Here is a 13,640-nt window from a genome sequence, read left to right as displayed (position 1 = left end):
CAGGACGATAAGGCTGTCCTGCCAACATTTTTCAATATTTTCTTTCATAGATTTCCCTCTTCCTATGGTTTTCATTTTATCATGAAAGCGCTATTAGCAAAATGTTTACAGTAAATACGCTATAATGATTATAAGTTTAGTAAGAAGGTAGAAATGCATGATTATCGCCCGTCATCGACGACAAGTAATTGAGAAAATAAAAAGCAACGCCGAGCAGAAAAAATTTCATAAAAAAGCGGAAATAGGCGACCCGGTTTTAAGCAAAGAACAGAGCAACGCCCTGATTCGCAAGTTTTGGGCAAATAAGGACAAGGCGCCTTATCTTTTCTTTAATTATTTGCTGCGTGGAGTTTTCAATTTGATCACCCCCATTTTTTCTACTGATGTACAATTTCGCGGTTTAGAAAATTTGCCACACTCTGAGCACGCCTTTATTACTAGCAATCATTACAACCAACTTGACGTGTTGCCCATCAAAAAATTAGCCATGAGGCAGCATCGGCGTTTGTTTTTTATTATCAATGATACCAACTTAGTCATGCTTTTCCCGATAGGACTGATTGTTCGCAATGCCGATACTATTCCGATCAATCATGATCTGCACTATTTGGGACACACTTTGCCGAACAAAATCAAAGAAGTTTTTCAGAAAAAAGCATGGGTGCTCGTTTATCCAGAACAGGAAATGTGGTTCAACTACTGCAAGCCCCGCCCTCTTCAAAAAGGAGCCTACTATTATGCTGCTAAGCTGCAGGTACCTATTATCTCCTGTTTTGTCGAGATTCGTCCACGCAAGTCAAAAGAATGGTTCCACCGCGACTTTTATAAAACCGAAAAAATCGTGCATATTCTGCCAACCATTTATCCCGACGCTAACAAATCGATCATTCAAAATGCAAAAGATATGAGAGAAAAGGATTATTTACAAAAAAAGCAGGCATTTGAACGAGCATTTAACATAAAACTGGACTATCATTTTTCTTATAGTGATATAGCTGGATTCGATAAAAAATAGAAAACGTATAAATATGAAAACATGAATTATTACTGGAGCATCAACTGGAATCGCATTAGCCGCATTGAAGCACGGTGAAAAGGTGATTGTAACTTCCCGCAAGACAGAGAAATTGCAAAGTCTCGTTGACCAATACCCAGATCGTTGCATCCCCAAGCAATTGGATCTAACCGACACGGACTCGATGAAAAAGTTTATGACTTATGTTCAAGACCTGGATCACATTGATATTTTGGTCAACAACGCAGGTTATGGCTACCTCGCCGCCGTAGAAGAAGGAAAATATCACGAAATCAGAAAGGTTTTTGATACCAACCTCTTTGGGCCAGTCGACTTAACTCAAGCAGTTCTGCCAAAAATGTGGACTCTTAAAAAAGGTGCGATTATCAATATTTCATCTGTCGATGCTGTTCGCGGCAGCACGGGCTCCAGTTTTTACGCAGCTACCAAGGCAGCTTTAGAGTCAATTTCTGATGCTTTGGAAAGAGAAATTGCTCCATTTAACATTAAGGTGATGATCGTTGAACCTGGCGGTTTCCAAACTGACTTTTATGCTAGCTTGGAAGAAACAAAGGACAAAGTTAAAGATTACGATCAGCAAAAGTATTCTGGCGATAATGAATTGGATTGCAAGAAGAATATTCCTGCAGATTTAAACGTTCCTGGTGATCCAATGAAGGCCGGCGAAGTCATCTATGAAGAAATTCAAAAAGATGATTATCCAAAGCAGCTTTTGTTAGGCAGCGATGCATTGAATTTCATCCAAAAAGAATTACAACGTAGATTAAATGAAACGAAAAAATGGGCCGACACAAGCAAAAAACAGATAAATAATTAAAAATGCAAGCAATAAAATGCTTGCATTTTTGTTTCTTAATCAAATTTTGTTCTCCAATGATTATCCTTAGACGCTTCATAGCACATCTTTATTTGTTCAGGAGTATTACGATCAATCGAAAGTTTAGGCAAATTATCTAAAGCAAAATAACGGCAATCACTTGTCTCATCATTTTCTTCAAACTCTCCACCTATTACTTGGCACAAATAAAAGGCCTTCATTATTCCTGTAGCTAGAATTGGTTTATTATGCTTATTTCTATCCTGCAAAGCAATCAACAAAACAGGTTTAACATCCCTGCCTGATTCTTCCTTTGCTTCTTTAATGCAATTTTCCTCAGTCGAAAGATTAGCTTCACACCACCCTCCTGGCATTGACCAATCGTCCGTAAGTTTTTCATGCACAAGCAGAATTTTATCATCTTTAAAAATAGCCGCCCGTGTTTCAATTTTGGGTGTTTGATATCCTTCATCACCACAAAACAAAGTTTTGACTTGCTTGATCGACATCCCTGTTTTGATTTCCATCATTTGCGCGGCAATTTCACGAACTTGCTGATAACGTTCACGATCAAAAACATCATGGCTGTACTTAAGACCATTCTGCGCAATACTCTGTAACTCAACAGCCCAGTCAGTAAATTGATCATTTGTTTTCATGTGATTTTCTCCTGACGCTATTCATATAAACTTACTCAAGTTTATTTTAAACATATAAAGTGTCTCACTTTTAGGTCTCAGTTCATATTCAATATGCTTTTTTATTCTATTGGGCCACCAATAGATGTACTTGTTCGAATTGTAGTTAAAATTCTACCTAATATTTGATCATCTGAAACTATTTGAATCATAGATTCGGATAAAATATTATGAATGTTTGTAATAAAACCAAAAGAAAAAATCAATAAACTAAATCCAAACCAATTTTTAGTTAAAAAAAGCATCAATAAAACCGGTAAAGCACTTAGTAACCAAGTAATACTTATTGTCTTTACTTTCACTTTCATTTTTTCTGTCATAATCGAACCAGCTATAAAACCAATTATAAAGCAGATATAAAAAGCACTATAAAAAGTCGCATTTTTAAATTCTTGTGCAACTTTTGGAAGTAGAATTGTCAAGGCAGGAGTGACAAAAGAATAAAGCAACGATGACAAAAAATAGTGCCTATTCACTCAATCGTTTCACAGTCTTTACTTATTCTTTACTTAATCTTTACTTAATCTTTACCAAATCGATATAAAATATATGAGTGTGTTAAGTAAATTAACACACTAAATTCAGAGCTTTAGGATAGTCACTGAAAATTGAATAGCAAAGCAAATGAACTGTTAGGTGAGACTCCTACGTGAACATATGCTGATGCCCAGCAACATCTAGAGATGCCAACGAGTAAAACAAGAATGGTCGATACAAGGCTTTTCTCAGTCAGCTAATTTAACCAATTTACGTCACGTAGTGTTAAAACTGAACGACGAGTAAAAATCGCTTGGTGAAGCTGGTGCAGTGCATGCACCAGCTTTTTTGTTTATTTGCCGAGTATTTTTTATAAGGAGAATTGATAATGTTAAAGATCAACCAATCCAGAAAAATAACTCCGGATACCAAGTTTATGCAAGAAATGTCATTAGCAGACAAAAATACTGTTTTAACTAAACTGCATACATCTGTTAACGGCCTTACATCTAGTGAAGCGAGAGCGCGATTAGAAAAGTATGGCCCTAATGAAATTGCTAATAAACAAAAGCATACGACCCTTCATTATCTAGTCGAATCATTTCTAACCCCATTCACTATCGTGTTAGTGATTCTTGCAACTTTGTCTTTTTTCACTAATTATCTCTTAGTTCCAAATGATCAAAAAGACTTAAGCACTGTTATCATCATGCTAACCATGATTGTTATTTCCGGTTTGACGAGTTTTATTCAAAATGTCAAAACCAATAACGCTGTTGAATCCTTGCTCAAGATGATTTCCGTCACGACTAATATTCGCCGTGATGGGAAGAATCAAGAATTACCTACAAAGGATGTCGTTATCGGCGATGTGATCAACTTAGCTGCGGGCGATTTGGTTCCTGCTGACATGCGCTTAATTCGCAGCAAAGATCTCTTTTGTTCATCAAGTTCTTTGAACGGTGAATCAAATCCGGTTGAAAAAATGGCCGATAAAAAGCCAAAGCCTGATTCTAAAACTTATTTAGATTATCCAAATATTTTATACGAAGGAACTGTCATCGTTTCAGGTTCTGGCACCGGCGTTGTGTTTGCTACAGGAGAACAGACCGTTTTTGGTAAATTAGCCAAAAGCATTTCCAACAATAAAGTTAAAGAGACTACTTTTGACGTCGGCATTAAAAACATTTCAAAAATTTTGCTGCTAATGACGGCAATAATCGCTCCGTTAGTTTTTATTATTAACGTTTTAACTAAAGGAAATTGGCTCAACGCTTTAATTTTTGCGATTGCTATTGCTGTTGGCCTTACTCCAGAAATGTTGCCTGTTATTGTTACCAGCAACTTGGTCAAGGGTTCAATCGAAATGTCCAAGCACGGCACGATTGTTAAAAGAATGAATTCAATTCAGAACTTCGGTTCCGCAGACATTCTTTGTACCGATAAAACTGGTACTTTGACTCAAGATAAGGTTGTCCTAGAGCGACACTATGATCTTAGTTTAAAAGAGACTAAAAAGGTCCTAGGTCTTTCCTATTTGAACAGTCATTATCAAACAGGGATGAAAGATCTGATCGATAAAGCAATTATCGATGCGGCCAAAAACGAAATCGATACCGCAAAAATTAAAGCAAACTACCAAAAGATTGATGAAATTCCATTTGATTTCAAGCGTCGTCGGATGAGTGTTGTGGTGATGAATAAAGATCATGAACATTTATTAGTTACTAAAGGCGCTGCCGAAGAAATGCTTGCTTGTTCAAGCCAAGTTGAAATCGATAACCAAATCAAACCATTAAATGACAAAATTCGTCAAGATATTTTGCAAAAAATCAAAGATCTCAATAATGATGGCTTGCGCGTTGTCATGCTCGGTTATAAGAAAAATCCCGCTCCAGTTGGCGAATTTAGCGTTGAAGATGAAAACAATTTAACTTTAGCAGGATTCTTAGCTTTCCTTGATCCACCTAAGGAAACGGCTAAAGAAGCATTGACTAATCTCAAAAATGACGGTATCACTGTCAAAATTTTAACAGGTGATAACCAAGAAGTAACTCGCAATGTCGGTTCAAAAGTTGGACTCAATGTTGATAAAGTTTATCAAGGTAGCGATTTTGAAAATAAAACCGATGAAGAAATGAAAAAGATGGTGGAAGAATGCAATATCTTCGTTAAGCTGGCACCTGAACTAAAGGCTAAGATTATTGATTTACTCAAAGAAAATGGCCACACAGTTGCATATATGGGCGATGGCATCAATGATGCTCCAGCAATGAAGTCAGCCGATGTTGCTATTTCTGTTGATACTGCAGTCGACATTGCTAAGCAGTCAGCTGATATTATTTTGCTGCACAAGGATTTACGAATTCTTGAAAAAGGAGTCCGCATTGGCCGGCAGATCTTTGGCAACACCATGAAATATATTAAGATTACCCTTTCCTCCAATTTCGGCAATATTTTATCCATTTTGGTTGCATCATCACTCTTGCCATTTTTGCCAATGTTGCCACTGCAATTGTTAATTTTGGACTTGATCTACGGAACAAGTTGTTTAGCTATTCCGTTTGACACGATGAATGAAAAATACTTGTCTGTTCCACGAAAATGGAGCACGAAGACGCTGCTTAAATTTATGTTTTTCTTCGGCCCTACCTCTTCAATTTTTGATATTATTACCTTCGCTTTACTATTCTTTGTGGTTTGTCCGCACGCTGTTGGAACAAGTTTTGCAAATGCGAATGCAATGCAGAAAATAATTTTCAGTTCCATCTTCTGGACTGGATGGTTTATTGAATCTCTTTGGACGCAGGAAATGGTCATTCACGCTTTGAGAGATCCTAAGGTTCCATTCATTAGTCAGCATGCTGCTCCTGTGGTTACTTTTGCTACGATTGGCGCGGCCCTTATTGGAACAGTTTTGCCATTCATTAATTCAATTGCACATGCGATGAAATTTGGAGCTATTCCTGTTTACTATTTAGGGATCGTTGCGATTTTATTAATGCTTTACATTCTGCTCACGGCTGTAGTTAAGAAGTGGTATTTGAAGAGCGAAACATATTTAATTTGATGATATTGACAAACATAAATCTTTTGCTCACATGCAATGGTCAAAAGAAGCAGTTCAACTTTATTTAGTTGAGCTGCTTCTTTCTTCTAATTGTTTTATTTTCTAAATTGTTCGATGCAGTAAACATTGCTGAAAGTCAAAGTATTGCCTTTGCGGGTCAAACCGCCTGTTCTTGAATTTTCATATTCCCAATAAAATGATTGATCAAATGAAAAGCCATTCTTTTGTGATTCACTTACTGAGAGCAATCTGTGTTTGGCAACATAATTATCAATCTTTCTCATTTTGCTAAGTGAATAGTGACGGCTTGGATCCTTGTAGAATATACTGCCATCCGCGTTTTAATTGAACAATCACATTGGTATCATCAATCGAAACTCCAGCAGCACTCATCCCATCAATAATTGTCTGTGTTTGTGGCAGTGAAATTAATCTGGAAACATAAGCTTATCCTTTTTCTTTAAACTTCTCTCAACATATTGTAACTTTGTTTTCCATCAGGATCAGGCAAATCATGTGTTTTACCTTCATTGACAAAACCATTGCTCTCATAAAATGGAAAAAGTTCACGGTAACAAGTTAAAGAAATTGCCACTCTACCCTGACTCTTAGCAATTTCCGTCATTTTATCCAACAAATGTGAAGCAATTCCCCGATGGCGATATTCGGGAGCAACTACAATTGACAAGATCATTTGGTATTTGTCTTCAGCGCGATTAGGATGATTTTTAAAATAAAGCTTATCTTCGATGTAACGCTTGGCAAAAGCTGGACCAAAAGTATGACCAACAATTTTTCCAGTCTCTTCATCTTCTGCAACTAAAAAAGTATCAGGATAGTTCTCAATTCTGCCGATCATGTCTTTTTCAGTCATTTCTTTATTCATATGAAAAGCTGCTGATTCAAGATCAATAATCGTTGGTAAATCGGCTTTTTTTACTGTACGATAAATTATTTTCATTAATTATTCCTACTTCTTAATTCTTCTTATTGAATTTTACAGAGTTAAATACTTGGTCGGCACATGATCACAAAGCCACACTTCATTATTGCCAATATAAAATTTAATTCCATCTTTCACTGCTTGTTTAGCATTAATTTTTAAAATAACCGGATGGTTATCGCGTCTTTTACCAACAGACTCGGCCATTTCAATATCAGTCGACAAATTAACATATTGTCTGCCCATTGGTAAAAGTCCCTCTTTCATAATGCTAGACAAAAAGGAATGCGTCGTACCATGATATAAAATATCTGGCGGTATTGCCTGCTTTCTTTTGATAGGAATAGAATGGCCATATAAAGCACAGATTTTCCCATTTTTTATTTCAAATCGTTCTTTATCACTAAAATTCATAATTTCCCGAATTTTCATCTCAGTTAATTTTGGCTGAAAATGGTGCATCTTGTTCATTGCATTCAAGAATTTTTGTAAATCAACAGAACCGTATTCATCAAGCTTTAGGCCATATTTTTCTGGATTATGGCGCAAACAGTAAGACATTTTTTTGCTAATAAAGACATCTGAACGATGAGTAGAATAATTGTTCATATATTTACCTTCCTTATCTTTATTTTAAAAGCAATTTGGTCTGTTTTCCCTATTTGCCCAGACCAAAATTTTACAGGAAAATTATTAATATTAACCATACTTAACTTGGTTTGAATTAATAAAATATCTTTTAACTATACCTTCCTTGTTTTATAGACCAGTATTTACAGATAAATATTTTTATTGATTTTAATACACATACTCGATTAGAGTATGTGTATTTATGTGGTAGGTTTTAAAATTTTAGTAACATTCTACTTTAAACATTACAAAAATGATTAACACTAGGATTAAAGTATTTATAAAATAGATTTTTTCTTTCGAGTTGCACTTTAAATTATTTTCTGCTAAATAACACTATAGATTTATCAGAGTTAAATTCTTGAGATACTATTTTTATAATGGTCTTTCCCTTATCAAATTTTTTCATTCTATGTAAATTTAAAATTGATTGTAGTCGAGAAATAAAAACTTGCCCCTTTTGGTTAATCTGGCATTGTTACTAATTAATTCAGGGAACGAATTTAAAACTTTTGATTTTTGAAACGTCGTACCGTCTGTTTTTACTAAAATTTTTGATAAATCAACTTTTCTGTCTATTACATCTTTAAAGAAATTTTTGCTTCCTCTTGAATAAAGAAGTCCACATAAATGCATAAAATTAGATGCAGATGCAATTACTGTAATAGTTGTATTTTTTGAATAAAAAGTAACTTTTTTATTAATGAATATTTTTTATAAAATTCAGCTACTTCATAAATATCATTCATATGACGTTTTACAGAAATATATTCTGTTGATTTTAATTTTCTATAATTTCTTTTCATTATTCTCTCCAAAAAAAATGAGCTTGCACTAAGTGCAAGCTCATTTTGGTCGGTTTATTTTGGTGTCTGCCACCCGCTTGGCCCTTATGTCCAATATATGTATCAAGATTGCTTTGGTTCTTGCAACCCGTTAGGCCCTTATGTCCTATTGAAATATCAGATTGACTATGAGTCGACCGCTCATTAGGATTTATCCTTTCGTCAATAATTATATCCAAAAAGTAAAACAATGGCAAATACATTAATTATCATTAAAGTTTTTATAAAATATATACCTATTATATTAGGTATTCTGAGACCGTAAAATAGTTTGGGCAAAGATGAATGATTTTACCCAAAATATTACTCAAGCACTATTTAATCAAGACAAAGTTAATGTGTTTGAAATTCAAACTACAGTTAATCAGTTGCTTAATACTTTTATTAGTATTCAGGTAATGAGCTACAACTACTTCAACCGAATCCATAAGGGCTTTGGCCAAGTGTAGGATACATTGGAATCTTACTTTGACTAACAAATAAATCAAAGATCTATTTACACAAACTATTTGACAGTTTTCAATTGCCGATATACCTTTAAGGTTGTTAATTAAAAAAGCGGATAATTACTGTTTAAATCAAATAATTATGGCTCTATAATTTTTCCTGTTGATGCCTTATCTCTATGATAAGTTGTTAACAGTTTTTTATTCCAAAAAAGAGGACGTAGTCCTCTTTTATCATTTGTTAAAAAACAGAGAAAATATTATATATTTTCTATTTAATAAGTTGTTGGCCATGGAATCATAGTAATTAGCATCTCTTTTCAAATTTTACTCTAATCAATAGTTATACGCTTAGCTAATTTCTTCAAATTATTCTTTTCCATAAAAGTTAAAATTGAATTTATCTTTAACTGATCATTATTAAACATCGCTTCATAATAATTCGCCATAATTTTTGCAAAACAATTTTCTGGCTGCTCAGGAAGCGCTTGCAAGAAAGAAATTGCTTCATCCCTTACAGCCGTTCGACTATGATTAAAATAAACTAATGAAAGATAATTAACACAAATTGATGATAGCAAATAGACAATATTTTTTTGTTAATTGTTCTTTCTTAGAGTATTTTTTTAGAGCCTTATGAACTAGTTCACTGGAAGTTTCAATATCAAACGCTGCCAAAGAATTTGTCAGCGTAAACAAATAATCATCATTCCAGTTTTCTTTTTGGAAAAGTGAATTTTTGACTTTCTCCTTCATTTCATCTGAAATAATTTTAAGATCCTTTTTTAAAGCAGCTTCTAAAAAAACCGTTTGATCATACAAATCTTCTATCTTATGCATTTCACAATAATTTTGGATTGCTTTGATTCTTTTAAGATCTTGATCAGCAAACGCTTCTAGAATTCTTCGATGCAGATCATCATGACTATAAAGATCATCATCCTTCTTCTTTGGAATAATTTCTTTCATGAATTCGATTGGATCAATTTGATGAATCATCAACATCTTAATCAATTTCATCGTATCAAGATCGTATTCATCACGCTCAACTTTAGAATAAAAAGCTGTTGAGATTACATTTGATGCCATTTCAGTTTGGCTTAAGCCAAGCTGCTTGCGTTTTCTTCTTAAAGCCTCACCAATTGTCATAACTTGCACTTTTACCTTCATCAATAGCTCTACTCTACTTGATACTGCTTTTGATTCAGATCAATTAACTGATCATACTGCATGCTCTGCTCTTTTCCAATTATATGTTCAATTTCCAAAACTGTGCCTGGAAAAGTCATAATTAAGTCAAAAATCTTTTGACTGCTTTTTTTATCAAGTCCAGATAAGCCTTCATCAACTAGCAGAATTTCTTTTTTAGCAAGTAAAGCTCTCGCCAATTCAATTTTTCTTCGCTCACCACCAGACAGACTAAGACCACTTTTTCCTAGTTTTTGATCTAGTGCCTTTAGTCTAGCAAATTTTTCTAAATCAACTTTTTTTAATATTGTAATCAACTTTTCATCCGCTATTTTACGGCCTAAAGTTAAGTTAAACCGCAAAGTATCAGAAAAAATATAACTCTCCTGTCCTACCACGCCAAAATTATTTGCAACATTAGGTGCTACCTTAATTGTCCCACTTATTAATGGAATTTCATTTAATAAAGTTTTAAATAAGGTAGATTTCCCAATACCTGAACGACCTACAATTAGGACTTTTTCATGGGGATTAATTGTAAAATCAACATTTTTTAATAAGGCCTGATTTTGGTAACCCAATTGACAATTTTGAAAATTAATAATGCTGTTTTGGCTAGCAATAGTTAAATTATTAATCGCAATCTGTTTGCTATTAAGTATACTGTTTTCTTTTATCAATGGTGTAGTTGTATTCAGCTGATTAAAAACCTGTGAAATAGTAATAATTGGACTAGTTAAGCGATCTGAAGCAAGAAATAGTGAAATTAATTCTCCAACATTTACTTGACCATTTACTACAAAAAGTACTCCTACGCTTAATGCTGCAATTGAAGAAAGAGCATAACTAAGCTGTGAGCAAAAACTGGCAGTACTTGAGCAATAAGACATTTGCCAGTATTTGTTTTCTTCTCTAGCTAATTTTTGATTAACACGTTTTTTAAAAATATCACTAACATTAAAATGCTTAATTACTGGAAATCCTCGTAAGGCTTCATTTAAAGTTAAATTATAATCCTCATAGCTCTTGTTCCAAATTTCGGAACTACCTTCAACCCAATTACGGGTAAACCGCGGAACCAAAAAAGGCAATAACCCACAAATCAGAAATGCCATAGAAACAATACCATTAATACTAATAACGTAGATTAACGAAAAGACAGCTTGTTCGATACAATAAACTAAATTAACAACTGAATTGACATATTGTCCTTCAATTTGTTTAACATCAACATTAACGAAGTTATTTACCTTTTCGATTCGTTCAGTACTAGGACTATCTAAAAAGTGGTCGAAAACATCTGCGCGCATTCGTAAATTAGCAGCTTGCCTCGCCTTAGCCCATAATAATTGCCAAATCCAATAACTAATTGTAATTATTAAAAACAAAACCAAGTACAATACTAAAATTTGCGGAACTCGATTAAAGTGTTTTGCCATTAAAATATTGGTTAAAGTCCCAATAATGTATGGAGAGACAATCCCATCTAATGAAGTCAATCCACCAGCAATAATAATGCCAAACCATAGTAATTTCTTATGTGGATAAAGATATTTAAAGAAGTTAAGTCTCATTGAAACTGCCCCCCTTTTCTATATTAATTTTCTTAATACTAGATATATTCCTAGTGTGCCAGAACCAATATCATCTGCAAAATCTATTTGTCCATCTGTAGGCCAACCTAATACTTCATTTTTATTTTGATAGTGAAATAATAGCATTCTTTTATAATTTAAAATCATACTATTAATTTTTTGACTAATATTTCCAGGAATATCCTTTTGTTCCTTTATTTTTATTAACACGTATAATATTCCTGCAGCACCGTTATTAAATCCATAATTATAGGCGTATGGTTGATTTAACGAGGTTAAATATTTTTCCATTATCTTCCAATTAAATTGGCCAGTCATATTGTAAAATAGTGATAAAACATAAATTAAACCAGCAGATCCATACATAAAATATGGACAGCGAATATTTGGCCACAATTTAGAGTTATAGGAAATTCCCATAAAAGGCTTCTCATTTAGGTATTTACTAGTTGATCGTTTTAAAATTTTGCTTGCTACATTCAAATAAAAAGTTTTTGAACTAACCTTATATTCACGCAATAAAATATATGCCCATCCAATATCTCCATATTCGAATCCTTCATCATTATTATTAGGCTCTTTATGGCTCAAACTAATAGAATCTATTATTTCTTTAAAGTCTGGATATCCTTTATTTTTACTCATTTCTTGCAATGCATATATAATACCAGCTAGTCCATTGGCAAAAGAAGTATTAGTTTCGCTATTTATTCTATTAATTAATTTAAATAAATACACATTATCTTCAAAAGGTATATCCATATAATAGTCAAATAAGGCAGCCCCTGCCAAACCAAAAAAGAGGCCATTATTTAATTGATTTTTTTCAACATTTTTATTTATTTCTATATGAACTTTTTGAATTAACTCTTTTAAATTAACTTCACTAATCCAAGCCAGCTTCTTACCCAAAATCATTGAGCCTAATATTCCGTAAGTTAAAGTATATTTAGTTAAATCACCTAGATAATTTGTACCTTTAAACTTATCATCAAATTTTAGATTAAATTTATGTATATAATACTTTTTTATTTGCGTTAAAATTTCAGACGTTGATAAATTTCTATTATCTAAAGCTTCTTCATCAAATTTTCTAAATTTAAATTTATTAATAATTATTTTTTCAGTATTAAGATCTACAAAATTATTTTTTGATTTTTTATATAACCAAAGAGAAAAATTTACAACATCTTTTTGAATTGTTGACATTTTATCTTTTAATAGCTGGAATCTTTTTTCAAAGAAGTGCTCATCAACAAGAAATTCATTAATTTTACCAAATATTAAATATAAAAATAATAACGATAATTTATAATAGTCCGCATTTATGTCTGTCAAGTTTTCTGGCTTTCTTAGAATATATCTTGCTGTTTCTACATCCCTATATTTGTTTTCTTCCATCTTTGAAATTGACTCAATATCAATTACGCTTACTTTATCTGTAGTTAAATCTATTAAAAAATTATCATCAGATATGTCATTCATAATATATCCTGCTTGATGTATCGAAAAAATAAGCAGCAAAATATTTTCAATAATATTTTTCAAATGTCTATTATAGTTTGAAAAGTTTCCTTTATACTTTTTAGTAACTAAAAGTGGATTTTGAGATATAAACTTTCTAAGTGTAATACCATTAATTTTTTTCTCAATAATAAAGAATGAATCCTTGTAGTGAAAAATATCTTCAGGTTTCGGAAGATTAATATTTTTTTGGAAATATCTATTATTAAGCAAGTTAAATTCATTCTTTTTCAAATCCCATAATCTATACCTACAATTAGTTGTAGTAGGAGTAGAACCCAATCTGGCTTCCTTAATAATAACTTGCTCTCCTGAATATAAATTCATGCCTAAATAAATATTTCCGGTTCCTAATCTTCTAATTATATTAG

General features: G+C 32.9%; 13 protein-coding genes, 1 pseudogene and 1 riboswitch. Of the genes and pseudogenes, 4 read left to right on the top strand and 10 right to left on the bottom strand.

Annotated features, from left to right (window positions below):
• The first annotated feature begins 157 nt into the window (after positions 1-157).
• Positions 158-1,015: a lysophospholipid acyltransferase family protein gene (locus tag HMPREF0493_RS00855; RefSeq protein WP_006351342.1), complete on the top strand. Its 858-nt coding sequence runs from the start codon at positions 158-160 to the stop codon at positions 1,013-1,015.
• 25 nt (positions 1,016-1,040) lie between these two features.
• Positions 1,041-1,853, top strand: a complete 813-nt coding sequence (locus HMPREF0493_RS00850; RefSeq protein WP_081451940.1) for an SDR family NAD(P)-dependent oxidoreductase — start codon at positions 1,041-1,043, stop codon at positions 1,851-1,853.
• A gap of 35 nt (positions 1,854-1,888) precedes the next feature.
• Here the strand turns inward: HMPREF0493_RS00850 and HMPREF0493_RS00845 are convergent, their stop codons facing one another.
• Complete coding sequence (locus tag HMPREF0493_RS00845) at positions 1,889-2,512, bottom strand: NUDIX hydrolase N-terminal domain-containing protein (protein WP_006351340.1); 624 nt, start codon at positions 2,510-2,512, stop codon at positions 1,889-1,891.
• 101 nt (positions 2,513-2,613) lie between these two features.
• The gene (locus tag HMPREF0493_RS00840; RefSeq protein WP_050776627.1) at positions 2,614-3,009 is read right to left on the bottom strand and encodes an MFS transporter; all 396 of its coding nucleotides are present in this window, start codon (positions 3,007-3,009) and stop codon (positions 2,614-2,616) included.
• 163 nt (positions 3,010-3,172) lie between these two features.
• Positions 3,173-3,339: riboswitch (M-box (ykoK) riboswitch) on the top strand.
• A gap of 77 nt (positions 3,340-3,416) precedes the next feature.
• Between HMPREF0493_RS00840 and mgtA the strand changes: the two genes are divergently transcribed.
• The gene (gene mgtA, locus HMPREF0493_RS00835) at positions 3,417-6,098 is read left to right on the top strand and encodes a magnesium-translocating P-type ATPase (RefSeq protein WP_006351338.1); all 2,682 of its coding nucleotides are present in this window, start codon (positions 3,417-3,419) and stop codon (positions 6,096-6,098) included.
• Positions 6,099-6,193: 95 nt separating this feature from the next.
• On the opposite strand, the gene HMPREF0493_RS00830 is transcribed toward mgtA, so the two are convergent.
• From HMPREF0493_RS00830 to HMPREF0493_RS09305, 5 genes and pseudogenes are all read right to left on the bottom strand, one after another.
• Entirely contained in the window at positions 6,194-6,382 is a 189-nt protein-coding gene (locus tag HMPREF0493_RS00830; protein ID WP_006351337.1) for a hypothetical protein, read from the bottom strand.
• 19 nt (positions 6,383-6,401) lie between these two features.
• Positions 6,402-6,524: pseudogene (locus HMPREF0493_RS09310) on the bottom strand (Fic family protein); the annotation flags it as partial.
• Positions 6,525-6,558: 34 nt separating this feature from the next.
• The gene (locus HMPREF0493_RS00825; RefSeq protein ID WP_006351336.1) at positions 6,559-7,059 is read right to left on the bottom strand and encodes a GNAT family N-acetyltransferase; all 501 of its coding nucleotides are present in this window, start codon (positions 7,057-7,059) and stop codon (positions 6,559-6,561) included.
• A 36-nt stretch (positions 7,060-7,095) separates the two neighbouring features.
• Positions 7,096-7,650 (bottom strand): RNA 2'-phosphotransferase, encoded by a 555-nt coding sequence (locus HMPREF0493_RS00820; RefSeq protein ID WP_006351335.1) that lies wholly within the window; start codon positions 7,648-7,650, stop codon positions 7,096-7,098.
• A 441-nt stretch (positions 7,651-8,091) separates the two neighbouring features.
• The gene (locus tag HMPREF0493_RS09305) at positions 8,092-8,376 is read right to left on the bottom strand and encodes a PBECR4 domain-containing protein (RefSeq protein WP_428829109.1); all 285 of its coding nucleotides are present in this window, start codon (positions 8,374-8,376) and stop codon (positions 8,092-8,094) included.
• A gap of 421 nt (positions 8,377-8,797) precedes the next feature.
• On the opposite strand from HMPREF0493_RS09305, the gene HMPREF0493_RS08540 reads away from it, so the two are divergent.
• On the top strand, positions 8,798-8,965 hold the full coding sequence (locus tag HMPREF0493_RS08540; RefSeq protein ID WP_006351331.1) for a hypothetical protein: 168 nt from the start codon (positions 8,798-8,800) through the stop codon (positions 8,963-8,965).
• 555 nt (positions 8,966-9,520) lie between these two features.
• On the opposite strand, the gene HMPREF0493_RS00805 is transcribed toward HMPREF0493_RS08540, so the two are convergent.
• The 3 genes from HMPREF0493_RS00805 to HMPREF0493_RS00790 form a co-directional block, all read right to left on the bottom strand.
• Complete coding sequence (locus HMPREF0493_RS00805) at positions 9,521-10,132, bottom strand: helix-turn-helix domain-containing protein (protein ID WP_006351329.1); 612 nt, start codon at positions 10,130-10,132, stop codon at positions 9,521-9,523.
• A gap of 8 nt (positions 10,133-10,140) precedes the next feature.
• Positions 10,141-11,724, bottom strand: coding sequence for an ATP-binding cassette domain-containing protein (locus tag HMPREF0493_RS00800; protein WP_006351328.1), 1,584 nt, complete (start codon positions 11,722-11,724; stop codon positions 10,141-10,143).
• 18 nt (positions 11,725-11,742) lie between these two features.
• On the bottom strand, positions 11,743-13,640 hold a 1,898-nt coding region (locus tag HMPREF0493_RS00790), incomplete at its 5' end, for a lanthionine synthetase LanC family protein (RefSeq protein ID WP_006351327.1).

The organism is Lactobacillus amylolyticus DSM 11664 (assembly GCF_000178475.1).
In the GTDB taxonomy this organism is placed as follows: domain Bacteria; phylum Bacillota; class Bacilli; order Lactobacillales; family Lactobacillaceae; genus Lactobacillus; species Lactobacillus amylolyticus.
The sequence above is the reverse complement of the archived record's forward strand: the minus strand, read 5'-3'. Positions and strand labels throughout refer to the sequence as shown.